This is a genomic window from Phycisphaerales bacterium, from assembly GCA_016716475.1.
GTDB lineage: Bacteria > Planctomycetota > Phycisphaerae > UBA1845 > Fen-1342 > JADJWG01.
In genome coordinates this window covers 935,932-962,133 of the sequence record JADJWG010000004.1, presented here as the reverse complement: position 1 = coordinate 962,133, position 26,202 = coordinate 935,932, and the positions used below count along the sequence as shown (strand labels likewise).

At 64.7% G+C, this 26,202-nt stretch carries 21 protein-coding genes; 15 read left to right on the top strand and 6 right to left on the bottom strand.

Going from position 1 to position 26,202, the window contains the following annotated elements:
- Positions 1-342: 342 nt before the first annotated feature.
- From ftcD to IPM18_17910, 7 genes are all read left to right on the top strand, one after another.
- Positions 343-2,055, top strand: a complete 1,713-nt coding sequence (gene ftcD / locus IPM18_17940) for a glutamate formimidoyltransferase (protein MBK9121465.1) — start codon at positions 343-345, stop codon at positions 2,053-2,055.
- 63 nt (positions 2,056-2,118) lie between these two features.
- Complete coding sequence (locus IPM18_17935; protein ID MBK9121464.1) at positions 2,119-2,640, top strand: asparaginase; 522 nt, start codon at positions 2,119-2,121, stop codon at positions 2,638-2,640.
- 276 nt (positions 2,641-2,916) lie between these two features.
- Positions 2,917-3,501, top strand: coding sequence for a PEP-CTERM sorting domain-containing protein (locus IPM18_17930; protein ID MBK9121463.1), 585 nt, complete (start codon positions 2,917-2,919; stop codon positions 3,499-3,501).
- Positions 3,502-3,695: 194 nt separating this feature from the next.
- Entirely contained in the window at positions 3,696-4,634 is a 939-nt protein-coding gene (locus tag IPM18_17925) for a hypothetical protein (GenBank protein ID MBK9121462.1), read from the top strand.
- A gap of 67 nt (positions 4,635-4,701) precedes the next feature.
- Positions 4,702-5,121, top strand: coding sequence for a hypothetical protein (locus IPM18_17920; protein MBK9121461.1), 420 nt, complete (start codon positions 4,702-4,704; stop codon positions 5,119-5,121).
- A gap of 115 nt (positions 5,122-5,236) precedes the next feature.
- Positions 5,237-6,265, top strand: a complete 1,029-nt coding sequence (locus IPM18_17915; GenBank protein MBK9121460.1) for an HD domain-containing protein — start codon at positions 5,237-5,239, stop codon at positions 6,263-6,265.
- Positions 6,237-7,166, top strand: coding sequence for a phytanoyl-CoA dioxygenase family protein (locus IPM18_17910; protein ID MBK9121459.1), 930 nt, complete (start codon positions 6,237-6,239; stop codon positions 7,164-7,166). The genes IPM18_17915 and IPM18_17910 overlap by 29 nt, the downstream gene beginning before the upstream one ends.
- Before the next feature lie 28 nt (positions 7,167-7,194).
- On the opposite strand, the gene IPM18_17905 is transcribed toward IPM18_17910, so the two are convergent.
- Together IPM18_17905 and IPM18_17900 are read right to left on the bottom strand one after the other, a co-directional pair.
- Positions 7,195-9,957 (bottom strand): ABC transporter permease, encoded by a 2,763-nt coding sequence (locus IPM18_17905; protein MBK9121458.1) that lies wholly within the window; start codon positions 9,955-9,957, stop codon positions 7,195-7,197.
- Complete coding sequence (locus tag IPM18_17900) at positions 9,911-10,726, bottom strand: ABC transporter ATP-binding protein (GenBank protein ID MBK9121457.1); 816 nt, start codon at positions 10,724-10,726, stop codon at positions 9,911-9,913. Before IPM18_17900 ends, IPM18_17905 begins: the two co-directional genes overlap by 47 nt.
- Positions 10,727-10,893: 167 nt before the next feature.
- Here IPM18_17900 and IPM18_17895 point away from each other — a divergent pair, with 167 nt between their 5' ends.
- The 3 genes from IPM18_17895 to IPM18_17885 all read left to right on the top strand — a co-directional run bounded on the left by IPM18_17895 (position 10,894) and on the right by IPM18_17885 (position 14,358).
- Positions 10,894-11,562 (top strand): HAD family phosphatase, encoded by a 669-nt coding sequence (locus IPM18_17895; GenBank protein ID MBK9121456.1) that lies wholly within the window; start codon positions 10,894-10,896, stop codon positions 11,560-11,562.
- Positions 11,563-11,780: 218 nt separating this feature from the next.
- A complete protein-coding gene (locus IPM18_17890; protein ID MBK9121455.1) occupies positions 11,781-12,995 on the top strand; it encodes a hypothetical protein in 1,215 nt (404 codons plus the stop codon).
- A complete protein-coding gene (locus IPM18_17885) occupies positions 12,970-14,358 on the top strand; it encodes a sigma-54-dependent Fis family transcriptional regulator (protein MBK9121454.1) in 1,389 nt (462 codons plus the stop codon). The genes IPM18_17890 and IPM18_17885 overlap by 26 nt, the downstream gene beginning before the upstream one ends.
- A gap of 65 nt (positions 14,359-14,423) precedes the next feature.
- On the opposite strand, the gene IPM18_17880 is transcribed toward IPM18_17885, so the two are convergent.
- The 3 genes from IPM18_17880 to IPM18_17870 are packed head-to-tail and all read right to left on the bottom strand — an operon-like array spanning position 14,424 to position 17,883.
- Positions 14,424-15,599, bottom strand: coding sequence for an ABC transporter permease (locus tag IPM18_17880; protein ID MBK9121453.1), 1,176 nt, complete (start codon positions 15,597-15,599; stop codon positions 14,424-14,426).
- Entirely contained in the window at positions 15,596-16,507 is a 912-nt protein-coding gene (locus IPM18_17875) for a sterol desaturase family protein (GenBank protein MBK9121452.1), read from the bottom strand. Before IPM18_17875 ends, IPM18_17880 begins: the two co-directional genes overlap by 4 nt.
- Complete coding sequence (locus tag IPM18_17870; GenBank protein ID MBK9121451.1) at positions 16,504-17,883, bottom strand: phenylacetate--CoA ligase family protein; 1,380 nt, start codon at positions 17,881-17,883, stop codon at positions 16,504-16,506. The genes IPM18_17875 and IPM18_17870 overlap by 4 nt, the downstream gene beginning before the upstream one ends.
- Positions 17,884-18,225: 342 nt before the next feature.
- On the opposite strand from IPM18_17870, the gene IPM18_17865 reads away from it, so the two are divergent.
- Together IPM18_17865 and lpdA are read left to right on the top strand one after the other, a co-directional pair.
- Positions 18,226-19,698, top strand: coding sequence for an undecaprenyl-phosphate glucose phosphotransferase (locus IPM18_17865; GenBank protein ID MBK9121450.1), 1,473 nt, complete (start codon positions 18,226-18,228; stop codon positions 19,696-19,698).
- A gap of 100 nt (positions 19,699-19,798) precedes the next feature.
- On the top strand, positions 19,799-21,184 hold the full coding sequence (gene lpdA / locus IPM18_17860; GenBank protein ID MBK9121449.1) for a dihydrolipoyl dehydrogenase: 1,386 nt from the start codon (positions 19,799-19,801) through the stop codon (positions 21,182-21,184).
- 42 nt (positions 21,185-21,226) lie between these two features.
- Here the strand turns inward: lpdA and IPM18_17855 are convergent, their stop codons facing one another.
- Complete coding sequence (locus IPM18_17855) at positions 21,227-22,033, bottom strand: HAD-IIA family hydrolase (GenBank protein MBK9121448.1); 807 nt, start codon at positions 22,031-22,033, stop codon at positions 21,227-21,229.
- Positions 22,034-22,218: 185 nt separating this feature from the next.
- On the opposite strand from IPM18_17855, the gene IPM18_17850 reads away from it, so the two are divergent.
- The 3 genes from IPM18_17850 to mgtE all read left to right on the top strand — a co-directional run bounded on the left by IPM18_17850 (position 22,219) and on the right by mgtE (position 25,905).
- The gene (locus IPM18_17850; GenBank protein MBK9121447.1) at positions 22,219-23,463 is read left to right on the top strand and encodes a pyridoxal phosphate-dependent aminotransferase; all 1,245 of its coding nucleotides are present in this window, start codon (positions 22,219-22,221) and stop codon (positions 23,461-23,463) included.
- A 205-nt stretch (positions 23,464-23,668) separates the two neighbouring features.
- The gene (locus IPM18_17845; protein MBK9121446.1) at positions 23,669-24,403 is read left to right on the top strand and encodes an arginyltransferase; all 735 of its coding nucleotides are present in this window, start codon (positions 23,669-23,671) and stop codon (positions 24,401-24,403) included.
- Positions 24,404-24,582: 179 nt separating this feature from the next.
- Positions 24,583-25,905 (top strand): magnesium transporter, encoded by a 1,323-nt coding sequence (mgtE, locus tag IPM18_17840; protein MBK9121445.1) that lies wholly within the window; start codon positions 24,583-24,585, stop codon positions 25,903-25,905.
- The last annotated feature ends 297 nt before the right edge of the window (positions 25,906-26,202 follow it).

Sequence of the window (26,202 nt, the reverse complement as noted above, 5' to 3'; positions counted from 1 at the left end):
AACAGAAATCTGGCTTTTGGGGGCGGGCTCGGCAGCGACTGGTCGGGCGCGCGCTGGATGGCATGGGAGTATTCCTCGGGCTTTGTCGTACACGCCGGCCGCACACATTCACCTTACGCCCGGCTTCCGCTCAATCCGGCACCAATCTCAACTTCACTTTTCCCGCTCCTGCTGCGCCCCCTGTCACGCACGTAACCCCGAAGTGCGGCGCGCCACGGGACAACGTTTGATCCGCTGCGCTGGAACTGTGATGTCTGCCGGTTATCCTCCGGGTTCGGCGTCACATTCAGGAACCGTCGGCGGGTTGTTAGCGCTCCGCCACGAAAGCAGGAGACCCTTGCCGTGCCCACTCCCATCGTCGAGTGCGTCCCCAACTTCAGCGAAGGCCGCAACCCGGAGATCATCCGGGCGATCACCGCACAGGTTGAGACGGTGCCGGGCGTGAAACTGCTCGACGTCGACCCCGGCCACGCCACCAACCGCACGGTCGTCACCTTCGTCGGATCACCCGCAGCCGTCGTCGAGGCCGCGGTGCGTACCGTCCGCAAGGCGAGCGAACTGATCGACATGCGGCAGCACCACGGCGAGCACCCGCGCTTCGGAGCGTGCGATGTGTGCCCACTGGTGCCCGTCGCCGACATCACGATGGAGGAAACAGCCGAGTACGCCCGCATGCTCGCCCGCCGCCTCGGCGAGGAACTTGGCCTGACCATCTTCTGCTACGAGCACGCCGCCACGCGCCCCGAGCGCCGCAATCTCGCGACGGTCCGCGCCGGTGAATACGAGGGCCTCGCCGACAAGCTCAAGCGTCCCGAATGGCAGCCCGACTTTGGCCCGGCCGCGTTCAACGCACAAAGCGGCGCGACAGCCGTCGGCGCCCGCGACTTCCTCGTCGCCTACAACGTGAACCTGAACACGACCTCGACGCGTCGCGCAAACGCCATTGCCTTCGACATTCGCGAGAAGGGCCGCAAGCTGCGCAGCGGCGACCCGCTCACCGGCCCGGTCGTCCGAGACGCAGACGGCAGGGAGGTCTGGCAGGCGGGCAGTCTTAAGGCGGTGAAGGCCATCGGCTGGTTCATCGAGGAGTACGGGATCGCGCAGATCTCCATCAACCTCACCAACATCAGCGTTACGCCGATTCATGTCGCGTTTGACGAGTGCTGCCGCAAGGCCGAAGAGCGCGGCGTGCGCGTCACCGGCTCCGAGATCGTCGGCATGGTTCCGCTCAGCGCGCTGCTCGAAGCCGGACGGTACTACCTCCGCAAGCAACGCCGCTCGCTCGGTGTGCCCGACCGTGAACTGCTCAAGATCGCGGTACGTTCGCTGGGCCTGGATGAACTGCGGCCCTTCAATCCGGAGGAGAAGATCATCGAATACGCGCTCGCCCGCGGTGCCGAGAAACGGCTCAGCGACCGCTCACTGCGCGTTTTCACCGAGGAAACAGCATCGGAATCACCGGCTCCGGGCGGCGGGTCGATCAGCGCCGCGCTGGGCGCGTTCGGGGCCGCCCTCGGCACGATGGTCGCGAACCTCTCCAGCCATAAGCGCGGCTGGGATGACCGCTGGGAGGAGTTCAGCACATGGGCCGAACGCGGCAAGCAGCACTACGTCGAGTTGCTGCGCCTGATCGACGACGATACAGCCGCGTTCAACCGACTGATGGAGGCATTCGGCCTGCCGAAGTCCACGCCGGAGGAGGAGCGGGCGCGGAAGCGGGCGATTGCCGCGGCGACGCGCGGTGCAATCGAAGTCCCGCTGCAGGTGATGGAAGTGTCGGTGGCGAGCATGGCAGTAGCCCGCGCCATGGCCACGTCGGGCATGCCGGCGTCGGCATCCGACGCGGGCGTGGCGGCCCTCGCCGCCCGTGCGGCCGTCCGTGGAGCTTCGCTCAACGTGCAGATCAACGCCAAGGACCTGAAACCGCAGGATCTCGACGATCCGAATTGGCTGGAGCAGACGCGCGCCCGCGCCCGTGAGCTGGAGTCCGTGGCGGAAAAGGCGGAGGACGAGATTCTCGCCCTGGTTGGCGAAAAGCTGCGCAAGACGGAGTAAGTGCGACACGACCAAACGTCAACCAGCACCACGTGGACGATACCGAATCGGTACAATGTCCCCATGCGAATCGCCATCCTCACCACCGGCGGCACGATCGTAAAGGTTTATAACGAGGCCGACGGTTCGCTGCGAAACATCGGCTCTGGTTTCGAGCACATCATCCGCGGGCTGCGGCTGCCGGATACCACCTGGCGGCACATCCCGGTAATGAATAAGGACTCGCTCGACCTTACTCAGGAGGACCGCCGACAAATCCTGGCAGCCGTCCAGGATGCCTTACCTCAGGACGACGCCGTGATCGTCCTCCATGGCACCGACACGCTGTCGGAAACCGGTGAACTGCTGCACACCGAGTTATCAGACCTTCATAAGCCGGTAGTGCTCACAGGGGCGATGCGGCCGTTTGAATTCCGTGACACCGATGCGTTTCAGAACCTCACCGAGGCCCTGCTGGCGAGCCGGCTGCTGGCGCCAGGTGTATATGCGGTCATGCACAACCTCGTACTGCGGTTCCCTGGCGTAGTGAAGGACCGCGAGCGGATGACGTTTACCCGGCTAACCGGGCCGGAAGGGGCCAGGTAGAAGAAAACTCCCTCCGGAGGGTCGCTGGTCCGGTTTCCGGACTCGACCATTCCGGTACTGGCCTGGCCGAAACGTCTTATGGGACTGGCACATAGACCCAGTGCGGGAAATCCCCCAGCAGAGGAAATTTATTCGCATGCGCTTCCAATTCGGGGGACATTGGGCTAGTATTAGGCAGTGGAGAGAACTCGCGGACGGGAAAGCAGCACCACCGCTGGGGTGATGCGCAGTAAGATTCAAAGGATCGATCGACCTGAAAGTCTCAGGAGGACAGGAATGAAGAGCATGGTACTTGGCAAGCTTGCAGCGGCGGCGTTGGCCTTTGGCCTCGTCGCATCGGCCAACGCCGACACGGTTGCAACGTTCTTTGACCCCGCACTCAATGGCAGCACGCCGTTGTTCCAGCTTGACGCCGTCAATGGCGTATTTACAGGTGGCTGGGATGCGAACGTGCAAACACAGCAGCTCATTCTCGAGGTACCGATCACCGGCTCGGTGTACGTGGATGCTTCATTCACGATGACCCCGCTGACGGTCGCCGGCTCGAATCTGAGCGGCGGCGTGATCACTTTTACGGACGCCGGTAACGCCGTCGTCCTGACGATCACGTTCGACGCCGGCTCGCTCTTTGGCCCGTTCGGCTTCGGCGCCTCGGCGTTCGCCGGCCAGAACGTGACCTTCGCGGGCCCGGGCATCCCGGCGGGTCTGTCGCAGGAGCAGTTCGCGTTCAGCTTCGCGAACCCGGTGGCAATCCAGAATGGGTTCAGCTACACGGCGTCGTTCACGTCGTCGGCCATTCCGGAGCCGGCCTCGCTGGCGCTGCTGGGCCTCGGCGGGCTGATGTTCTTCCGCCGCCGCTAAGCTCGCACGCTTCTACGGAAGATAGCAAATTCCCAGGAGCGCCCGCACTTCGGTGCGGGTGCTCTTTTTTTCTAACTACCACTGCCGCGCCCCCACCCGCTCACGCTCCATTGACGCGCTTTCGCCTCGCGACTACGGTGCGTGCTGGTTCGCGACTCAGCCCACGCGACCCACGGCACAAAGAGGGTTTGGCCATGCGCAGACAGTGGTTCTCCGGATTGGTGGTAGTGAGCATACTGACCCTGTCCGGGTGCGGAGATGCTGTAACACCCCCCGCAATTGACTCGCAGTCCGTCGGCGGCGTGCCCGCCGGAGCCCCGTTGGGTGCCGCACGCTCCAACCGCGCTGTACTGCTGACGGATGCCACACAGTACCGCCCAGCCCAGGCGGGACCCGGGGCCGCGGGCGGCGACGGTGGCGGCGGGAGCGCCGGGCCGGCAGCGGCATCCGGTGGCGACGCCGATGCCCAGGTGCGCGACGCAGTCCGCGACATGGTCAGTCTGATCCTGGACGGTGAGGCCCTCGTCGCCCTGCGAATCTTCAACCCGGAAGAGGTCGCGGCACTGATCGACGGTACTGATCCGCTGTTCGCCACGCTCGAGCAGCTCGATGCGCTGCGCAGGAGCGTGGCCGAGAAGCTGGGCGATGTCGAAGCGGCCCGTCTGGACCGTGTGGCCCGCGGCCTGGAACCCGCCCCGAACCATCGCGTACTGGATGCGCAGAATGCGAGTGTCGAACCGGTTCCCATCATGATCCTGATCGGACCGGAGCGCACGCCCGGTTCTGCGCGGCTCACGCTGATGGACGGCCGTTGGCGCCTGCAACTTGACCGCACGCTTACGGCACAGGACGTGGAGGCGATTCACTCGTATCACGCCCAGCTTGGCGATCGGCTGGCACGCATCCATGACTGGGTACTCGACAGCGCCCAGATTGACGCTGCGGTGCTGGAGAACGCGTTGCGGGCGGCGTTACGGGGTGAGGATGTCGACCTCGCCGGAGCCGCTCCGGCGGTCCCTTCCGGTATGCAGCCGCCGCCCGGAACCGAAGCTCCACCGGGCGTGCAGTTGCCGCCCGAACGGCCGGATGAACGGCAGTTGCCCGGCGGCGTGGTAGCGCCGGAGCTGCCGTAACAGTTGCCTTTGTGGGCGTTCGTCCGGCATCCGTGCCGGCGAAGGAGGACCGGTCGGCGAGGGAATTGTGGCGCTACTGACCAGTGACGAGATTGAGCGATTGCGGCGGGCGATCACCGCACAGGATCACCTGCAACGAATCCTGGCCGAGATCGAGCGTCTGCAGCGGCTCGTCTTTCACTCCACCGACCGGACGCACTGGGATCGCTTGCGTACCTCCGCAGAACAAATCCTGATGGCCGAGCTCGTGAGCCGTCACGAGGGCGATCCGGTAGGATTATTCTTGGTGTTGCGCGCCCACGAGGATGCCGGGCAAACGTGGGAGGCGGCGATCGCCAGTGTCGCCGGACAGATCCACTCGTACTTTACGACTCCACTGGGAATCGTGCTGCGGCGGAACCTCTTCGGGGATGCCGCGGCATACCTCACGCCCGATGCGATCCGCTGGTTGGCGGGTTACACCCGGGAACAGCGCGCACCTCGGTAGCGCGGATCAGCGCGCGGGTACGCATGGTCCAAGCGGGGTGTTACACTGCGTAAAATCACCTTCGAATCTCGCTCGTGCGCCGCGCAGCGCAGCTAGCACGGTGAAAGGAGTGCGGATGAGCAGTACCCCCCCGGTTCCCCCGCGGAAACCCGTCGCCGAATTACAAGCCGGCGACCGCCTCGATGACCAGGTTTTCCGCATCCAGCAGAAAGATCTACGGACCACTTCGAACGGCGGCCTGTACGTGCATGTCGTCATCGCCGACGCGAGTGGCCAGATGCTCGCCCGCATCTGGAACGCATCCCAGGAGTTGTTCGACTCGTTGCCCGACGGCGGGCTCGCCCACTTCCGCGGGCGCGTCGAGAACTACAAAGGCAACCGCCAATTCATCGTCGACGGCGTCCGCACTGTCGAACCCGGGGCGGTTGATCCAGCCGAGTTCCTGCCCTCCTCCAGGCACGACCGCGATGCGCTGTGGAACCAGGTCAAAGATCACCTGCGCCAGGTTCGCAACCGAGACCTGCTTGCGCTACTCGCAAAATTCGTTCAGGATGAGGAGTTCGTCACGCGCTTCACGCGGGCCCCGGCCGCCGTGCAGATGCATCACGCCTATGTCGGCGGCTTGGTGGAACACACGCGGAACTTGTTGCGGCTGGCGCTGGCCGTGTGCCCGCTGTACCCGGAGATCAGCCAGGACCTGGTGCTCGCAGGCGTGTTCCTGCACGATGCGGGCAAGACGGCTGAACTCGCCTTCGAGACTAACTTCGAGTACACGAATGAAGGGCAGCTCGTCGGGCATATCGTGCTGTGCACGCTCTGGGTCCATGACCGCTGCCGCGCGCTCGAGGCCGAGACGGGGCGCCCCTTCCCGCACCAGCTTGAAACGGTGCTCAAGCACCTGATTCTGTCGCACCATGGGAAGTACGAGTTCGGCAGCCCGCGGTTGCCGGCAACACCCGAGGCGTTCATGATCCACTACCTCGACAACCTCGATGCGAAGCTCGCCATGACTTTTGGCGCCATCGCCGCGGACTCCAATGCCGCCAGCGACTGGACGGGCTACATTCACTCGCTGGAGACGCGCGTTTTCAAGCCGGATGTACTGGGTGTCCGCGATGCCGCGCCGCGCGACGCCGCGAGTTGAGAACTTCCCCGGAGCGCTACTCGTGACCGGCCGCCCCGACCACGCGCCCGTCCAGCTCGCCGCAGCGGACGTGCAGCACTACGTGCACGCGGGATTCCTCGTGGTGCCCGGTTTACTGACCGGTGGCGAAATCGAGGCGCTGCGTACCGACGCCGTGGCCATCGCACGCGGGCACTATCCGAGCCCGCAGATCACACCAGCACCCGACAGTCTGAGCGACGACACGGTGCTGAGGAGCTTTCTCGCCATTCACCAACCACATTTCCTGAGCCCGGTGGTGCGGGCTTTCGTACAGCACGTTGGTATCGCCGGCGTCCTGGGGCGGATCGTCGGCGCGCACCTGCCGGCCTGGGACGGCCGCGTGAAGTGCATGCAGTCGATGCTCTTCGTGAAACCCCCGGGTGACCCGGGGCAGGCGTGGCATCAGGACGAGATCTACATCCCGACGCGCGACCGCTCACTCTGCGGCGCGTGGATCGCACTCGACGACGCTTCGGTTGATAACGGCTGCCTGTGGGTGCTCCCCGGGTCGCAGCGCCTGGGGTACCTCTACCCGCAGCGGGCACACCAACAGCCCGACGAATTCGACTTCGCCGCAGAGAGTTACGGCTTTGACGAAACGGCCGAGATTCCGGTGGAATTGCCGGCCGGGGGGGTGGTGTTCTTCAATGGCTACCTGTTGCATCGCTCGCGACGCAATCGTTCAAGCGGCTATCGCCGCGCGCTGGTGAGTCACTACATGAACGCGTGGTCACTGCTGCCGTGGGAAGTGCGGGCGGGTGAACGTCCGGCGACGGCCGACCGACGGTGCGTGCTGCCGATTTGCGGCGCGGACCCTTACGCGTGGAAGGGGTACGAGGAACCGGGTGGAGTGTGGTTGCGGCCGCGGCAGCAGCCGTAGCATCGGGCGCTACGCGACACGCAGGGCTTCAATCACGTTGGTGCGCGCGGCGTATCGAGCCGGGACGATGGCCGCCAGCACACACAACCCCACGGTCATGCCCACAGCCAAGGCCACCATATCCCAAGGAACGGCAAACGGTAGTTCGTATCCCCACATGCAGCGTCATGGTGCGGACGTTCCACGCCAAGTGCAGCCCAAGCACCAAGCCCAGGGCGCTCCCCAGGACTCCCAGCACGAGCGCCTCACCGATGACAAGCCGCAGAACCAATCCGCGTGTCGCGCCGACTGCCCGCAGGGTCGCCAACTGCTTCGTGCGGCTGGCCACGTTGGCAGTCATCAGGTTCGCGACCCCCAGCGCAGCCACCAGTAGCGCCATGCTCGGCACGGCCGTCAGGAGATACGTCAGCCGCGTCAGTTCACCGTCGATTTCATCCTTCAGTTCCGTCGCGGTGCCATAGCGGGCCGGCGCGTTGATCCGCCGGCAGACTTCCTGCAGCACGCGCGTCTCACGGTAATTCTGCCAGCGGCGCTCGAGCGGGATCTTTTCGTTGTAGTGCATGTGTGAGAGCATGCGCCCCTCCGGCGAGCCGAGTGGCGGTGGCCAGTCCGCGGGAATGGGCTCGGCACCCAGGTCAAAGTTCAGCAGGATCAGCCGTGTGCCGTCCACACCGAACAGGCGGCGCAGGTCTGCGTTCGACCCGATCACCGACCCGACCGCCGCCATCTTCGCCTCACTTTGCACTTGGAAGTAGCTCGCGGCAATGTCCAGCGCCGGGGAGTCAATCACGCCGGCGACTTTGAACGTCGTCCAGCGATTGTTGAACCAGACCCGCACGTCGTTGCTCTGCAGAATCCGCCCATCCGGGTCGCGGATCTCCGTCACGCCTTTTTTGCGGGTCCGGGCGAAGTCTGCCGCGACCAGCACATGACCACCCTGCTCAAGCAGCGCAATGGCTGAATCACGATCACCCTCGACGAATTCCATCTGGATCAACCGGAAGAATGACTCGGGGTCGATCCCGAGAAACCACGTGATGGACTTCAGCAACTCCTCATTGAACAGCGGCCGCTCCTCGACAATCACGTTCGGAGCGTTGGCCGTGGTGAAGTTCGCCACCCCGGGCACCGCGCGCAATGCCGCCGCGGCCGCCTCGCCCGGAATCTGTTCGTCGCTCCAGATGTAGGCGGCCGGAAACTGGCTGGGAAATTGCCACCCGGTCTTGAAGCTGGTGCTGAAGACCACAAGTCCCACGATCAGTGACAAACCCACCATCAACCCGCAGCAGATGCCCGCGGAGCGCCAGACGGCGTGCCCCACCTGGTCCTGCAACAGCACGGCGCGCACACCCAGCACCCGTGCCGTGAGCGGCACCGCCAGCCGACTCGCGATATACACGAGCAGCGGCGCGAGCGCCGCGTAGATCATGTACAACAGCACGACGGCCGCCGCCGACCACTGCACGAATTCCAGATCGCGTTGCACCCGGTAGCCGATGATGAGGTGCTGCACACCCAGCAGGGTGAACGCGATGACGGCAGCGGCCACGAGCCAATGCGCCCCCGTGCGGCGAGCCCGTGGGCGCGTGGCTTCCAGCGGCGAAACCCCCAGCGCTGCCACCGCTGGCAGCACGGCCGCCAGCAGCGTGGTCAGCAGCCCGGCCCCGCACGCGAGCCCGACGCCCCAGGTGCTGATGGCGAAGCGGCCGACGTACTCCGGCACCGCCCACACGGTCCACTGGGTCAGGTGCAGTCCGATGGGCACACCCAGAGCAACTCCGAGCAGGCCCAGCGGCAGGACCTCGGCCACCACAAGAACGGCAAGTTGCCCTCCCGTCATGCCGACGCAGCGCAGCAGGCCAAGCTGGGCGAGGCGTTCGATCATGCCCATGCTGAGGGTGCTGAGTATGATGAAGAGCGCCGTCAACAGGGCCATGCAGCTCATCAGAACGAGCACGACCTGCTGCTGGCGCTGCGCGAGGTTGATCTGCTGCATGCGGGCTTCGCTGCTGCGCATGTAGACCTGCGGGAAGCCCTGCAGCGCCGCCTGGATGCGTGCCCCGACAAGGCGCACGTTCTCGATCGTCGGATTGTCCAGCACCACTTCAACCGAATTGACCAGGGCAAACGTCCCGCTGATGCGCTGGAGCGTCGGCAGTTGTACCAGGGCCACGCCCTTCTGGAAGCGGGCCACCCGCTCGCGATGAATCACCCCCACAATCTCAAGTTCGAACGGCGGCTGATCGTCGAACGGCCCACGCCACACCAGCAATCGGTCGCCCACCCCGACACCCTGCTCCTCGGCAATCGACTGCTCCAGAACGCACGCCGCATCGTCCTCTGCACGCAGCATCCGACCGCCGGGCATCAGCCGCTCGGACCAGTCGCGAATCGCACTCTCGCGCTCCAGATCGAGCCCGTGAAAATCGACGTCGGGCATTGTCCAGAAGCGCTGGTTGGCCGGCCGCGGAGCAGTGCGGCGCTCGGCCGCCGACGGCAGCCGGCGCACCAACAGCGGCACGACTTGGCGCACGCCCTCGACGGGCTCGATCTGGCCGACGATGCGCTGCGGCAGGGTATCGTACTTGCCCAGCGGGGACTGGATGGTGATGTGACTGCGGCCGACATGTGTTTCGGCCCATTCCATGACCGTGCGTTGCACGGATTCATAGCAACAGGTTACCCATACAACCGCGCCGGTTCCAAGCGCAATCGCAAGCACCGCGCCGGCCGTGCGAGTTCGTTTAACCCGCCAATTCCTGGTAGCCAGCGCTGACCAGTGCTGCATCACGATTGCCCTTCGGCGCGAGCGTGCCCACTACGCGGCCGTCCTTGAGAATGACCACCCGGTCGGCGTAGGCCGCACCGGGGGCTTCGTGTGTCACCATGAGAATCGTCTTGCCGCGTGTATCGGCGATGTTGCGGAGCAGTGCCCAGATCTCCGCTGATTGCTTGGAATCCAGGTTGCCGGTCGGCTCGTCTGCGAGGATCAGGGCCGGGTCATTGAGCAGGGCACGGGCGATCGCCACGCGCTGCTGCTCACCGCCAGAGAGCGCATCGGGCCGGTGCGTGGCCCGCGGGAGCAGATGCACGGTATCGAGCAGTTCGTCAACCCGCGCCAGGCACGCCCGCAGCGGATGCCCATCCACCAGCATCGGCAGCGCGACGTTCTCGCGCGCGGTGAGCGTGGGCAGGAGGTTGAACTCCTGGAAAATCACGCCGATACGGCGGCGGCGGAAGATGGTGCGCGCCCGGTCGGACATGCGGGCGATATCGTGGCCTTCGACGCGCAGCGTGCCGCTCGTAGGTGGAGTAAGACCACCCGTCACATGCAGCAGCGTACTCTTACCCGAGCCACTGGCACCCATGATGGCGCAGAACTCACCCATCGGAACGGTGAGATCAAGGCCGGCAAGTGCCTCAACCCGTTCACCGCCACTCTCGTAAATCTTGCGGAGATCCACAGCTACGACGATGCCGTCGCGCGCCGCGGCGAGCGCAGGCCCCGAATGTGCCGCCTGCGCGGGGATCGAGTCGGCCTGATCGGGAGCTGGACTCATCATGGGCCGCAGTGTAGACGGCACAACTTTGCCCCTCAACGTCGGAAGTTGTGGCGGGTGATGCGCAGATTGCGTCCGCAATCTCCTCGTTCCATCGTGGCTGTCAAGGACCATCAGGCCCCTTATACTCCCACCGAAACGGAGTGCATCTACAGAGGCCCCCTCCAATGCCGGCAGTGATCTTTGACATGGACGGCGTGCTGGTGGACTCCGGTCCACCTCACGCCGAAAGTTGGCGCATTCTCGCCCGCCGTGACGGCATCGAGATCGACGATGCGCAGTTTCAACAACTCTTCGGCCGGCGGAGCGCCGACATCATCCGCACTCTCTGGGGCCCCACCACCAGCGACAGCATGGTGGCCGCCTACGATGCCGAGAAAGAGGCCGTCTACCGCGATCTGGTACGTCAGAACGTGCCTATCATGCCGGGCTGCCTCGACCTCCTGGAACGCCTGCGAACAGCCGGCCTCGCACTGGCGGTCGGCACCTCCGGTCCCCCTGAGAACCTGATGCTGGTCCTCGAAGCCGGTGGCCTAGATCGCTATTTTCAGGCCACCGTGCACGGCTACGATGTGGTCCACGGCAAGCCGGCTCCGGACGTCTTCCTGCTGGCCGCTCGCCGGCTGGGTATGCCACCGAAGGCGTGCGTGGTCGTCGAGGACGCCCCTGTCGGCATCCGGGCCGCTACCGCGGCAGGAATGCCGTCTATCGGCCTGACCGGGACGCACCCGGCGGACCGACTCCGTGAAGCCGGGGCCAACCGGGTCGTCCACGAGCTAAGCGCAATCACCACGACTGTTATCGAGGACGTGCTCTCAACAGGCCACACGCCGTGAGAGATGTCCAGACCGGGCGGCCACGGCCGATGGGGAAACTTCCCCGATTTATGCGGAGCTTACGCACCGCAGCACATGCGGGACGTTCCAAAGGTGCGATACAGGCCCGTAATATCCTTGAAATGGATCGCAGCGGGCTGGGGGCCTTTCCGCAACGCGCGGGATTTCACGCAACACCACCCAGCTTCGGGGTATACTGTCGTGGGATGTTCACTACGGTGCTGGAGCAAGTCAAATACTACGTCTCCTTTGGCGACGATGATGCGGAGCAGCTTCGCCAACTGGGCCAAGCGCTGCGTCTCAGGATGCCTGCATTGGTGGAGCGCTGCCTAACGCAGATCATCTCCTGGCCCGGGACAGAGGGCGCTTTTGAAACTCCGGATCAGGTCATGGGCGTGCGACAGGAACTCGTGGCATGGTTCCGGCGCCTCTTCAGCGGCCATTACGACGCCGATTTTGCCGCCGACGCAGCGCGCCTGGGTCGCAATCAGCTCCGCGATGGGCTCCCACAACAATTTCTGGTTGCAGCCCTGGAACTGGTCAAACTCGAAGTTGAACGAGAGGTTGCCGGTCTAGCGCTACCCAATCTGCCGGCGGCGCAGCATGCGCTGCGGAAGTTGCTGATCCTCGAGACCGCATTGCTGCTTGATGGTTACCGTGAAGTGGACACGCACCAGGTACGTCAGCACGAGCGGGACGCCGTACAAGCACGTCTGCGCGAAGCCGAGCAGCTCGCACACATCGGGCAGTTGGCCGCCTCGCTCGCTCACGAGATCAAGAACCCGCTGGCCGGCATCAGCGGTGCGATCCAGGTGATTCGGGCGGGGCTCAAGCCGAGTGATCCGCATTTTCCCGTACTCGGCGAAGTGCTACGGCAGATTCATCGCCTTGATCGCACGGTGAAGGACCTGCTCATCTACGCCCGCCCCCGACCGCCGCGCTACCAGCGTTGCGATCTGCCCCGCGCCATCGAGCGCGTTCTGGCACTCCTTGGGAAGGAGCCCGAATTTGCAAGTATCCGCTTCGAGTTCAGCATCGCGCACGACCTGCCCCCGCTGGCTGCGGATGAACACCTGCTCGAACAACTACTCATGAACCTGCTGCTCAATGCAGCCCAGGCGTCGACCGTCAGTGGCCTGGTCCGGTTGGTGGCGACCTGCCACGGAGCCGATGTGAGATTGAGCATCGTGGACGAAGGTGCCGGGATGTCCGAGGAGGTGGCCCGGCGCGCACTCGAACCCTTCTTTACCACCAAGGCCCGTGGAACGGGTTTGGGGCTGCCGATCTGCCTGAAGATCGTGGAGGCGCACGGCGGAGCACTCGAAATCGAAAGTCGACCGGGTGCGGGCACGGAAGTCGCCGTGACCCTGCCGGCCAGCTTGCCCTCCGCGGCCGTGGGAGTGCCGGATGAGCATACGCGCACTGATCGTTGAGGATGAGAGTCTGATCCGCTGGTCGCTCCGGCAGAAGTTCGAGGAGCGCGGCTTCCAGGTGACCGAAGCGGCCACCGGCGCCGCGGCCGTAGAGGCCTTTGGAGAAGGCACCTTTGACCTGATCATGCTCGATTTCAAATTGCCCGACATGACCGGGCTGGATGTCCTGATGGCGGTTCGTGAAGCGGATCAGGACGCGGTCGTCATCATGATGACGGCCTTCAGCACGATCGAGACGGCCGTGCAGGCCATCAAGCTGGGGGCGTTCAACTACATCGCCAAGCCCTTCCAGATGGACGAGCTGCTCGCGACGGTGGATAAGGCCCTGGAGACGACCCAGCTCAAGCGTGAAGTGCGCGAGTTGCGGCGACACCTGGAGTCGCAATACGGCGTGAACGCGATCATCGGCCGCGATGCTTCCATGCTGAAGCTCTTCGACACGATCAAGCAGGTGGCGCGCACCGGGGTCTCGACCGTGTTCCTGCGCGGGGAAACCGGCACCGGCAAGGATTTAATTGCGCGCGTGATCCACCACAATTCCGAACGCGCTGCCATGCCCTTCATCAACGTCACGTGCACGGCCCTGTCTGAGGCGCTGCTCGAATCGGAGTTGTTCGGCCACGAGCGCGGGGCGTTCACCGACGCGAAGGCCCAGAAACAGGGACTGTTCGAGCTGGCCCACGGCGGAACCGTGTTCCTGGATGAAGTCGGGGACATGCCGGCCGCCCTGCAAGCCAAGTTGCTGCGTTTTCTCGAGGAGCGCACCTTCCGGCGCGTGGGCGGGACGCGTGAAATCAGCGTCGACGTGCGCGTGATCGCCGCCACCAACCGCGATCTGGAGCAGGCGATCCGGGCCGGAGAATTCCGCGCCGACCTGATGTACCGGCTCAACGTCGTGACGATTGTGCTGCCGCCGCTCCGGGCGCGGGGTGACGACGTCCGACTGCTCGCACAGCACTTCATCGACCGCTTTGCGAAGGAATTCAAGAAGCCCATGACGAAACTCGCACCGGAGACCGCCGCCCTGTTGCAGTCCTATACCTGGCCCGGCAACGTCCGTGAGATGCGCAATGTCATCGAGCGTGCGGTCCTGCTGTGTAAGGACACCGTCATCACCCCTGAAGACCTCGTGCTGGGACGGCATGAACCCGCGCCGGTGTCCACGGGGGAGATGTCGTGGGATCCGGATGCGATCACGCTGCCGCCGGAGGGATTCGACTTCTCGAAGTTGCACGATCTCGAGAGCCAGCTCCTGAAGCAGGCGCTGGAGCGCACCCAGTACAACCAGACCAAGGCCGCCAAACTGCTCAACCTGTCGCGCGATCGGCTGCGCTACCGGCTGCAGAAGCACGGACTGCTGTAGCGGGAACGAGGAAGCCGGGTGCGGGAGAAGTCGCCGGCGCAGTTCGTGGTGGCCCGGTATGCCCATTACGTCGCGCGCGCGGAGAGGAACGGAGCCGAGAGGAAACGCGCTCCGATCACAAAGCTTCCGAAGCCGATCGCGCATAGGATCACCACCGGCAACAGCATCTCCCACAGCGAGAAATGACGCCAGATGGCGCCCTCGTACGCATGCATGGCCCATTTGACCGGGCTGATCAACGATAACGGCTGCAACCACTCCGGCATGAAGAAAACGGGCACCAGGGCCCCGCCGATCATCGCCATGACCGTGAATACTGCCCAGCCGAGACCGCCCGCCGTCTGTTCCGTCGTCGCCAGCACCGCCAGCAACATCATGATGCCCGTGAACGCGATCGCCGTCGCCACCGCCGCCAGCAGCAGCAGCGGCAGGGAATCCGGCCGGACCCCGACCGCAAGCGCTACGGCGATCATGAAGAGCGAGACGATCGTGAGTGTGATGAAGCACGCCAGCGCCTTGCCGGCCACGATGTAGGCCCGGTCCACCGGCACAAGCTGCAATCGTGCCAGCGTACCCGCCGTGCGCTCCGACACGATCGAGATGCTGAAGCCCGCCGCCGCGCTGATCAAACCCCACATGATCCCCTGTGGGAAGGACACCGAGAACGCGTTGCGCGGACCGGTGTTCCGCTCGGTCAGGTCGTTGATGACGATATGCACGGGCTCGAATCCAGCCCCATCACCACGGCCCTGACCGGTGAGCCGCAAGAGGGAGCTGAAGGCCCCGCGCAGCTCGTCGAACATCATGCGCGTCAACACGCCCTGGAGCAGCCGCTGCTGGGCCTGGCGCCGCGGACTGGTGCCGATCTCCAGCACCGGCGGTTCCGCTCCCAGGGGGCGGGCGCGGGCCGCGGCGAAGCCGGCCGGAATCACGACCAGCGCGGCGCGCTCCCCGCGGCGGATCTGGTCGGCCGCAAACGCCCGGTTGGGAGCCACTTCGGACTTGAGTGCATCGGAAGCATGCAGCTTGGCGACAAACTCCCGCGACTTGTCCGTCTGATCTTCGTCGACCACGAAGATCTCGATGGCCTTCTCAAACTGCGCCCGCCCGACGCTGTCGAACACCCACCCGAAAAAGAAAGCGTAGACGAGCGGGAACAAGAGCGCGAAGAACACCGCGGTGCGATTCTGCGCGAGCACACGGAGATCCTTCCGCGCCAGCAGCAACGTCGAGCGAATCATGCAAGCCCTCCCCCGGCTGAGGTTTTCAATGCGCCCCGCCCGGTCCGCGCCGGGGAGTCCGGTGGAAGTTGCGCTGGAGGCGCCGCTCCGTCCTCCGCGATCGGCCGGGAGGACCCGCAAAACTTCCGCCGTACACCGTCATCGTCGTAGCACACGGTGGCAAACTGCCCGGTGTACGTGTCGGGGAACGCCTCCATGCCCTCCACGCCCACCTGCTTCGGCCACTCGCCGCGCGGGTAGTAAAACGTGCCGAACAGCCGGTCCCAGATCGAAAAGATCGAGCCGTAGTTCGAGTACTGCCCGGGGCCGTCCACCGCGTGGTGCCACCAATGCAGCTCGGCCGAGTTCAGCACGTAGTTCCAGGAGCCGATCACCGTCCGCACATTCGCATGATGCCAGAAGCCCTTCAAAATATCGATCGTGGTGTACACGATGATGACGGTCGGATCGATCATGAGCACATAGAAGGGCGTCATGATCACACCGTATTTGATCACGGCTTCGAGCAGATGTACACGAAATGTCGAGAGCGCATCCATTTCCGTGCAGGTGTGATGGACCCGGTGAATCCGCCACAGCAGGTCTGATTCGTGGTACCAGCGGTGCAGCCAGTAGCGCATGAAGTCGTTGTAGAGCAGAAAAATCGCGAACTGGAGCCACCACGGCCAGCCACCGAAAGCATCGTAGAACACCGGCAGCATGATCAGCACGTTCGCAGCGCCGATTTTCGTCAGCGTTCCAAGGAACGGACCATTGACAAAGGCCGCCGCAAGGTCTGCGAAGTAACCCCGGCGCTTCGGGCCGGACGTCTGGGCGGCTTGAATGGGGTAACGCCGCTCCAGCCAATGGAATAGGATCAGGCCGATTACAAATACGGCCATATGTATCACCAGTCCGGGGACTCTCATGCGCCTATCTCCGCCGGGCTCGCGCCATTCACCACCGCGGCTTTACCATTACCGCTGCCGGACGTGGCCCCCTCGATCCAGGCGCGCTCCAGACCGGCGTGTGTCGGTCGCAGCTTTGAGATGATACAACGGCGTTTCCCCGCCTCCGTCAGCGGGATGTGGGCCACGGCCTGGACATCCAGCCGGCAGGTCGGTCCGAACCGCTGCCGTATCAGGGTCATGCCGCGCTCAAACTCTTCCGGGCACGCGCCGGATTCGGGCTCGTATTCGTAGCTCAGATGCACGCGGGAATGTTGTGTCAGCCGCCAGTTCCTGACCGGATTGCGCTCGGCATGGTCGAACAGATGGAAGAAGAAGTGCGGTGAAACGAGCTCGCCGTTCGGTGTCGGCAGGAAGTCGTTGATCCGGCCCTGCACCGCCGTCATCAGCGGGAAACGTACGCCACAGCCACAGGTGTCCGTTCGCAGTGCGGCGATATCGAGCAGCCGGTACCGGATGAAGGGCATCGCGTGGGCGTGCAGCGCCGTGCACACGACCTGTCCGGGCACTCCGGGAGGGACCGGCCGGCCATCGGGGGCGACGATCTCCACGGCCAGACGGTCGGCATCGATGTGGTAGTTCCCGTGCGAACACTGCATGCTGATGGGGCCGACCTCGATGGCACCGTACATGTCCCGGGGCTCGACCGCGAACGCCAGCGCGATGGTCTGCCGCATTTCATCCATAAGCGTCGCCCCGGTCGGCAGCACCGCGCGCATTGGCAAGGTCCGGCCGCGGCGCAGCAACTCGCGCGCGAGGAGGTAGATGCCACCGGTCTGTCCAATCACGCCCAGCGGCTGGAACCGGTCGAGGATTGCAATCTGTTCGTCCAGCGGGAGCAGCGGAAAGAGGTGCCGCACTTTGGCGATGGCGTTCATCACCATGCCCTTCCGTGTGTGCAGCCAGGGACTCGCCACGGTAACGACGCGGTGCCACGGCCGGAGCCCCGCATGCACGAAGGTGCGCAGGATCGCCCGGCGCGTGACCCGCAGTTCGCTGATGGTACGAGCGATGCGGATGGCGCGGCCGGACGTGCCGCTGGTAGTCATCAGGTTGAAGCGCTGCCGTGGTACGCGGGGATCGAGCACGGCGTCACCGGCCTCCACGAGCAATTCCTTGTCCACGGGCGGAATGCGGGGCAGATCGGTGTGGTCGCGGAAATCGCGCGGGTGAAATCCGGCGGAGCGCCAATGCTCGCGATAGAAGGGAATGTGCTCGTACGCATGGCGGACCAGGAAACGCAAGCGTTGATCGGCCTGGGCGGCAACGAGCGCAGGCGGACGCCGACGACTCACGAAGAAAAGTTCGAGCAGTCCTGGCCGGCGGGCCTCTTGCATGGTCAACGCTCCCTGTTGTCGCTCTGAGGCGACCACGGGCCACCCCGGTGATTATCGGAACGGCCGCCGGCTTCCCAGCAACTTCAACATGCTTGCCAAGGGCGGGACGTGGGTTCGACCGAAACCGCGCCCACTCATTGTGTGGGTAGCCACAAGGCCACCGGGAGCCGCGCCATCCACCTCCGGTCTCGGGATTATTTCTGACACGCGCGGGGTGTCAAGGTTGGCACGGCGACAACAGCTCTGGGTCGGGAGTCCCACCTGTCGCGGGTTTGCCCGGCACGGCATAATGCTGCGACGGGTATGCGTTCCGGTTCGTGGCGGGAATCGTAGTGAGTCTCGATGCTGAAGCAGTACCACCAATTTGTGCTCGCACTGCTGGTCGCGGCGGATGCGCTGGCGGTGAGCACGGCGTGGCTGGCGAGCTACTGGTTACGATTCGCCTACCTGCCGGTGGACGAGGCGAAGGGTGTCCCGGCCCTGGGTGACAAGTTCCTGCCCATGCTGCCGCTGGTCGTGCTGGGGCACCTGGTCATCTTCAGTTGGGTACGTCTGTACCGGCCGCGGCGGAGCGAGGGGCTGTGGCGGGAAGTGCGTGACATCGTGAAGGCATTTCTCGCGGCGGTGGCGGTAGTGGTGCTGATCGACTACCTCCAGCCCGAAGCGCACAAGATTTCGCGCGGCTTCATCGCGACCTATGCCGTGGTGGGAACATCACTTTTTGTTGTATTCCGCCTTTCGGTGCGGGCGTTTGCGCGGTCGTTGCGGCAAGCCGGATTCAACCAGCGCAGCGCCGTCATCGTGGGCACGGGGCGAAACGCGCAGCAACTCCTCCGTGCTTTACAGAAAAATCGCTGGATCGGCATGGACGTGGTCGCATTCGTGGACGATGTTCCACCGGATGTCGCCCGGCGGCTGCGCGGCATTCCGGTCCGCGGACCACTGGGTGCCCTGCGCGCGGTCGTCGATGAGACGCGGATCGACTGCGTCTTTGTCGCCTTGCCCGCCGCCCAGGCGCAGCGCGTCAACGAAGTGCTTGACCAGCTTTCGACCTCGATGGCGGACGTCCGCCTCGTGTCCGATCTCAACCCGCTGCTCGCGATGCGTCCGACGGTCTCGACCCTCGACGGGCTGCCGATTCTCTCGCTGCGTCAGACGCCGCACTACGGCTCGAACGCGCTTGTCAAACGGGGATTCGACCTCGTGGTGGGGACGCTGTTCCTGTTCCTCGGCGCTCTGCCGATGCTGATCATTGCCGCGCTGGTCAAGCTCGGCAGTCCGGGCCCGGTGCTGTACCGCCAGCGGCGCATGGGCCTCGACGGGCAGGAGTTCGACATGCTCAAATTCCGCACGCTGCGTGTCGACGCTGAAGCCGACGGTCCGCAGTGGCGCCCGCGTGGCGATCGGCGCACCACCATCGGTACGTTCCTGCGAAAGACAAGTCTCGACGAACTACCGAACCTGTTCAACGTACTGGCCGGCCACATGTCACTGGTCGGTCCGCGCCCGGAACGTCCGGAGTTCATCCGCGAATTCAAGCACGAGATTCGCCATTACATGCTGCGGCACAAAATGAAAGCCGGGATGACCGGCTACGCCCAGATTCGCGGTTACCGCGGAGATACGTCGCTCTCCAAACGAATCCAGCATGACCTGCACTACATCCGCAACTGGAGTCTCGGCCTCGACTGCTACATCCTGTTCATGACGATCTTCGGCGTGTGGTTCAGCCGGCACGAGGCGGACGCAGGCGCCGCATCGACCGCAGGCCCCGATGCCGGCCTCCCGCCTGTTCCCCCGGCTGCCCACGAATAATCCGCGGCACGTCCGCGCGCTCTGCCCGCTTGCCATTTCCGCCGCGCCGCCTGATCCTACCGCGCGCGGCCGATGGTCTCTGCCGCGAAGGGAGCAACACGTGACGGAACACGACCTCATCGTAATTGGCGCCGGACCCGGCGGATATGTCGCGGCGATTCGCGCCGCCCAACTCGGGTTGAACGTCGCCTGCATCGAGCGGGAAGAGGCCCTCGGCGGCACTTGCCTCCGGATCGGCTGCATCCCGAGCAAGGCCCTGCTCGAGTCGAGCGCGCATTACCACGCCGCGCAGTCGTCCCTCGCCGAACACGGGTTGAAGATTGGCAAGCTCGAACTTGACTTGGCACAGATGCTGAAGCGCAAGGACGAGATCGTCAGCGGGCTCACCAAGGGCGTCGGGCAGCTCTTCAAGAAGAACCGCGTCACCCGCTACCACGGCCATGGCCGCATCGCCGGACCGGGCCGCGTCGACGTAACCAGTTCCGAAGGTACACAGGAACTGCGCGCGCGGCACATGATCCTCGCAACCGGCAGCCAAACCGCGCCGCTCCGCAGCGTGGACCTAGATGGCGACCGGATCGGCACCAGCACCGAGGCGCTCTCCTATTCCGAGGTACCCCGGCACCTGGTCGTCATCGGCGCCGGGTACATTGGGCTCGAACTGGGCTCCGTCTGGCAACGACTGGGTGCGCAGGTCACCGTGCTGGAGTACCTTGACCGGATTCTTCCCGGGATGGATGACGAGATCGCGACCGAGGCGCTGAAGCTCTTCAAGAAGCAGGGCCTGAGCTTCAAACTCGGGACGCGCGTCACCGGCGCGAAGGTGAAGAAAAACAAGTGCATCGTTGCGATCGAGGGCGCGGACCCCGTCGAGTGTGACCGTGTGCTCATCTGCGTCGGCCGCGTACCGAATACCGATGATCTGGGGCTTGACCGCGTCGGCATCCGGGTGGACGACCGCGGGCGCATTCCGGTGCAGGATCATTTCCGCACCACCGCCGAAGGCATTTACGCGATCGGCGACGTCATCGCGGGCCCCATGCTGGCGCACAAGGCCGAAGAGGAAGGCGTCGCCTGCGTGGAGGCGATCGTGAACGGCTACGGGCATGTGGACCACGACGCGATTCCCGGCGTCGTGTACACCGAACCCGAGATTGCCACCGTGGGGCGGACCGAACAACAGCTCAAGGATACCGGCCAGGAGTACCGGAAGGGCATCTACCACTTCCGCGGTAACGCGCGGGCACGGGCGCTCGGCCAGGTTGAGGGGCGCGTGAAGATGCTCGCCGATGCGAAGACCGACCGCCTGCTCGGCGTGCATATCCTCGGGCCACGGGCGGGCGACCTGATCGCCGAAGCCGCCGTGGCCCTGTCCTTTGGCGCATCAGCCGAAGATCTCTTCCGGTGCTCACACGCACACCCGACGCTGGCCGAGTGCCTGAAGGAGGCCGCCCTCGCTGTTCACGGCCGCCCGCTGAACGCCTGAGCGCCGGGAAGTATCGGGGACTGTAACCACATACGCGCATGTTCAGCGCGCCAGGGTGATCGCCTCGCGCGTCAACAGATCTCCCAGTTTGGGGACAATGAGGTCCGGCCGTTCTTCCGCGGACAAGCCCTCCACCACCTCCGGCTGAGCGTACTTGCCGGAAAGCACGAACGCGGTGCGCAGGCCGAGCCGCCGTGCACCGGCCAGATCGCTGAGCGGGTCATCCGACACCATCAGCACATCCCGCGGCAGCAGGCGCAGTTCCTCCAGCGGCCGGGTATACGCCGTGGGGCTCGGTTTTCCGAGAACGAGCGGCGCGCGTTGCGTGGCGTACTCGAGTGCCGCCGAAATCGAACCGACACTCGGCGCCGGCCGACCAGAGTCATCGCCGTAAATGCGGTTGTGGTGCAGCGCAATGAACACGACCTCCGGTCGCAACAGTGCCTGGACTGCGAGCTGTAACCGCGCGAAAGTCAGCTCAGGATCCAGCCCCACCACGACTGCATCGACGTGCGGGTCATCCGCGGTTTCGAAACCGGCGGCGGCGAGCATGCGCCGGAGAGCCACCGTGCCTAGCACGAGCAGCCGACGCAACCCGCGCGCCCGCAGTTCCTCCACGGCAGCGTAGGTACAGGTGTGCAGCTCGTCGAGTCGGAAGTCGAAGCCGGCCCGGCAGAGCTTCTCCAGCATCTCGGCGCGGTCGTCCGTCGTGTTGTTGCTCAGGAGCCGCAGCGGGCGCCCGGCGGTCCGCAGGGCCGCGACGAATCCGATCGCGCCTTCGATGGCAAGATAACGCTTGTCCGAAACGAGCACCCCCTCCACATCGAGCAGGACACCACGGATCTGCATTTCGGACTCCTTGCCGACTTTCCCGACCGGGGACAAACAACCTACGTCCCATAGCGTACCGTCCGGGAACTGACCCGGTCAGGCCCACTGCGGGAGGGGCCCGTTGACGTCACTGCAGCGGCCGTTTAGCGTGGTTTATTCACCGGGAGCGCGGGGAGGCGTCCTCCCGGGGCTTGGGAGCCACCATGAGTATCAGCCAACTCGCCCGCCAGATCAGTGAATCCGCCACCCTGAAGATCAACGAACTGGCCGCCACGCTCGCAGCCAAGGGCGAGCCCGTCATCCACCTCGGTGGCGGTGAGCCCAAGAGCAAGCCGCCGCTCGATGCGCTTGTAGCGGCCGCGGCCCAGCTCCACACCGGCGAGATCCGGTACACGCCCGCAGATGGTTTGCCAGCCCTCAAGAAGGCGATCATCCGCTACATGGAAGAGCACTACGCACACCATGTGAAGCCCGAGCACGTGTTGGTATCCAACGGTGCCAAGCAGGCCATCATGGTCGCGCTGCAGACGATTCTGAATCCGCATGACGAGGTGATTTTCCCAGCGCCCTACTGGGTCAGCTACCCGGAGATGGTGCGCCTGTGCGGCGGAATCCCGGTGCAGGTGGTGCCCGAGGACGGCAGCTTCTGCCCGCGGCTACAGGACATCGTCGACCGTGTGGGGCCGGACACGAAGGCGATCATCATCAACAGCCCCAACAACCCGACCGGCATCATTTACCCCGCCGAGTTCATCGCCGAGATCGTGCAATTCTGTGAACAACACGAGTTGTACCTGATCATGGATGACATTTACCACCGACTGGCGTTCGACGGTGTGAAGCCCGCGAACTGCTACGCCTACGCCGGTCGTAAAGATGAGAACTCCCGGCTGATTGTCGTCAACGGCGTGTCGAAGGCCTATGCGATGACCGGCTTCCGGATCGGCTGGGCGGTCGCCAACAAGCGGCTGATCGAGGCCATGGCCAACGTCCAGGCGCACCAGACCTCGGGCCCCTCCGCGCTCCTGCAACATGCGGCCGTAGGCGCACTGCTCGGGGTGCAGTCAGGCGTGGAGGCGTTGCGACTGACACTGGAGAACAACCGCAACGTGATGCTTGCCCGGCTCGCCGGCATTCCGGGTGTGCACGTCGAGAAACCGCAGGGTACGTTCTACTGCTTCGCGGATTTCCGACACTATGATCCGGACTCGACACGGCTCGCCCGCCTGCTGCTGGGTAAGGTGCGGGTGGTGACAGTGCCGGGAGTGGAGTTTGGACTCGAGGGCCACCTCCGACTCAGCTATTGCGGCACGGTGAAAGACATTACGGAGGGGCTTGAGCGGATCAAGTGGGCCCTCGATCCAGAGGCCCCCAACGAGATTTACATCGGCGACCGCCGCCGGGTGCGCGATTGGGCCCTGCCCGGGCTCGCCCCGGCCCTGCCATAGCTCACCACACCCACCCACGTCGGAAGCCGGTGTGCAGGGTAACAACACTCACCGCTCTGCGCTGTCCACTTGCCACGCCCAGCGTACGTAGTGCCAGCGACACAGCAGGGTGACGGTCTCCTAGCCAAACACCCCAGGCACCGAGGTGCGCGCTGTCCTGTTCAGCACTCCCGGAAATCCCCCCCGGCGGTATCCTGAGGGTGTCATGGACGCGCAGGAGCCCCAGCTTGAATGGCTGCCCGAAATGGGATTGCCGATGCTGCGCGGGGACCGCGACGAGTGTCCCTACCTGCCGCAGCGCGCAGCCGAACTGGTCTACCTGCTCGGTCCGGTTCCTTCGGCGTCCGACTACCGCTCCCTGCTCGACCTCCGCTTTCGTCGCAACGGGCTGGTCTTCTATCGCCCGGATTGCCCGGGCTGCCGCGCGTGTGTCCCGCTTCGCGTGCCTGTGGGCGCATTCCACGCCAGCCGCTCGCAGCGCCGCGTAGCGCGCCGGAATGCGGACATCACGGTCGCGGCTGGCCCGCTCTCGACCGACGACGAACATTTCGAGCTTTTCTGCCAGTATCAGGCGTCCGTACATGCCGACGACCTCGCCTATGACCGGTCACTTTTCGCACAGTTTCTGGGCTGCTCAGCACTACCGACTTTCGAACTGCGCTACCTGCTGCGTGGCCGACTCGTCGGCGTGTCGGTGGTTGACGCGTGCGGCGATGCGCTCTCCAGCGTCTACTTCTACTCCGAGCCCGCCGAAGCTCGCCGCTCACTCGGCGTCTTCTCGGGTCTGGCCGAGCTGGCCGAATGCCGGCGGCGTGGCCTGCGGTATTGGTATCTCGGCTATTGGGTCGCCGGATGCCGGAAGATGGAATACAAGGTGCGCTTCCGGCCATACGAGTTGCTGGGGTCCGACGGAGTGTGGCGCGGGGGGACGGATGCCTGAGCATCCGGACAGCGAGTTGCTGGTTCATGCCCGGGGGAGTTGGACTCGCCCGACGTGGCGCAACATGCGGCTGCATCTGGACGTGTGCGCAGCGCTGTGTCAGAATCCCGCATTCCCGTTCGTGAAGAGCGCTTGGCCCCCTGGTGGACGTGTACGGCAGACTCAGCAAGGGTGTGTCCATGTCGGAAGAAGCACTCAGCAAGCTCTCGCTCGACGAGCTCACCGAGGCATGGCCGGCCCTCTCGGACGAAGAGCGCCGCCAGGGCTTCGTGATCCTGAGCGCGGAGGATGGGGAGGAGTTCCTTTCGCACCTGAGTGCCCGTGACACATTCGACCTGATCTCGTCATTGTCACCGGAGCAGCGCCGGCGCTGGCTGCGCCTGCTGCCGCCCGACGACATCGCCGACATGATCCAGGAGGCCGAGGAGGATGGGCGCGAGGCCATGCTGCAGTTGCTCGATCCGCGGCTGCGGACGGAAGTGCACGCGCTGCTGACCTATGAGGAGGACGTCGCGGGCGGCTTGATGAACCCGCGCTTCGCCCGCCTGCGCGCCGACATGACGGCGTCCGAAGCGATCACCTACCTGCGCATGCAGAAGAGCCACAACGCGGAAGTCATCTACTATGGTTACGTGGTTGACCAGGCGCAACGCCTGGTCGGGGTCGTTTCGTTCCGTGAACTGGTCACGTCACCGCCGGAGCAGCGGCTGCGCGACATCATGACGACGGACATCGTCACGGTCCCGGACACCATGGATCAGGAGGAAGTCTCCACCATTTTTGCGCACGAAGACCTGCTGTGCGTTCCCGTCGTGGACTCTGAAGGGCGCATGAAAGGTATCGTCACCGCCGACGACATCGTCGACGTGGTCAAGGAGGAAGCCACCGAGGACATGCACAAGCTCGGCGGCAGCCAGGCGGTGGAGGGCCCCTACCTCCAGGCGAGCGTCTTCGAGCTGGTGGGCAAGCGCGTGGGCTGGCTGGCGATTCTCTTCTTCGGACAGATGCTCACCGTCACGGTCATGGGCACATTCGAGCGCCAGCTCGAGACGGCGGTTGTGCTGTCGCTGTTCGTGCCACTGATCATCAGCAGCGGCGGGAATTCCGGCTCCCAGACGGCAACGCTCGTCGTACGTGCAATGGCACTCGGCGACATCCGGCTCGCGGACTGGTTCCTGGTCCTGCGCCGCGAAATCCTGATCGGTCTGCTACTTGGTCTCATTCTTTGTCCAATCGGGTTGATGCGCGTGCTGACATGGGAATGGCTGTTCGGCTCGTACGGCGACTACTTCCTGCTCATCGGCCTCACCATCGGATTGAGCGTGCTCGGGGTCGTCGTGTGGGGGACGACCGTCGGTGCCTGCCTGCCGCTCATCCTGCGGCGTTTCGGCTTCGACCCCGCCAGCGCCTCGACCCCCCTGGTTGCAACACTCGTGGACGTCAGTGGGATCTTCATTTACTTCACGGTAGCTACCGCCATGCTCAGAGGCACCATCCTCTGACTTCGGTTGACCAGGGCACCACCCCGACAGAGTGGCAACAATACAAAAAACAGCCCGCCGGAACTCTCCCGAGCACCGGCGGGCCTTTCGTAAACTGGCTGCTGTCATTACAGCCACGTTCGCTGCCTGGACAGCAGCCTAGCGCTTATCACCTTGCACTGGATCACCTCCTTTGGAAGGGCCGCCCGCCGAGCCCGCCGGAGGGTGAGTCCGCAGCACTCGACATCGTCCCACTTCGCCGGCCGTCACCAGCGAAACCACAGGTACCACTTTCGCGGTGCCCGGTGTGACGCCGAA

Bases quoted from the DNA above. Each gene is read 5' to 3' on its own strand.
- IPM18_17930 (MBK9121463.1), top strand. From the start codon at position 2,917: ATGAAGAGCATGGTACTTGGCAAGCTTGCAGCGGCGGCGTTGGCCTTT.
- IPM18_17935 (MBK9121464.1), top strand. From the start codon at position 2,119: ATGCGAATCGCCATCCTCACCACCGGCGGCACGATCGTAAAGGTTTAT.
- IPM18_17875 (MBK9121452.1), bottom strand. From the start codon at position 16,507: ATGAGAGTCCCCGGACTGGTGATACATATGGCCGTATTTGTAATCGGC.
- IPM18_17855 (MBK9121448.1), bottom strand. From the start codon at position 22,033: ATGCAGATCCGTGGTGTCCTGCTCGATGTGGAGGGGGTGCTCGTTTCG.
- IPM18_17915 (MBK9121460.1), top strand. From the start codon at position 5,237: ATGAGCAGTACCCCCCCGGTTCCCCCGCGGAAACCCGTCGCCGAATTA.
- IPM18_17925 (MBK9121462.1), top strand. From the start codon at position 3,696: ATGCGCAGACAGTGGTTCTCCGGATTGGTGGTAGTGAGCATACTGACC.
- IPM18_17910 (MBK9121459.1), top strand. From the start codon at position 6,237: ATGCCGCGCCGCGCGACGCCGCGAGTTGAGAACTTCCCCGGAGCGCTA.
- IPM18_17865 (MBK9121450.1), top strand. From the start codon at position 18,226: ATGCTGAAGCAGTACCACCAATTTGTGCTCGCACTGCTGGTCGCGGCG.
- IPM18_17895 (MBK9121456.1), top strand. From the start codon at position 10,894: ATGCCGGCAGTGATCTTTGACATGGACGGCGTGCTGGTGGACTCCGGT.
- IPM18_17850 (MBK9121447.1), top strand. From the start codon at position 22,219: ATGAGTATCAGCCAACTCGCCCGCCAGATCAGTGAATCCGCCACCCTG.
- IPM18_17885 (MBK9121454.1), top strand. From the start codon at position 12,970: ATGAGCATACGCGCACTGATCGTTGAGGATGAGAGTCTGATCCGCTGG.
- IPM18_17870 (MBK9121451.1), bottom strand. From the start codon at position 17,883: ATGCAAGAGGCCCGCCGGCCAGGACTGCTCGAACTTTTCTTCGTGAGT.
- IPM18_17880 (MBK9121453.1), bottom strand. From the start codon at position 15,599: ATGATTCGCTCGACGTTGCTGCTGGCGCGGAAGGATCTCCGTGTGCTC.
- IPM18_17845 (MBK9121446.1), top strand. From the start codon at position 23,669: ATGGACGCGCAGGAGCCCCAGCTTGAATGGCTGCCCGAAATGGGATTG.
- mgtE (MBK9121445.1), top strand. From the start codon at position 24,583: ATGTCGGAAGAAGCACTCAGCAAGCTCTCGCTCGACGAGCTCACCGAG.
- IPM18_17900 (MBK9121457.1), bottom strand. From the start codon at position 10,726: ATGAGTCCAGCTCCCGATCAGGCCGACTCGATCCCCGCGCAGGCGGCA.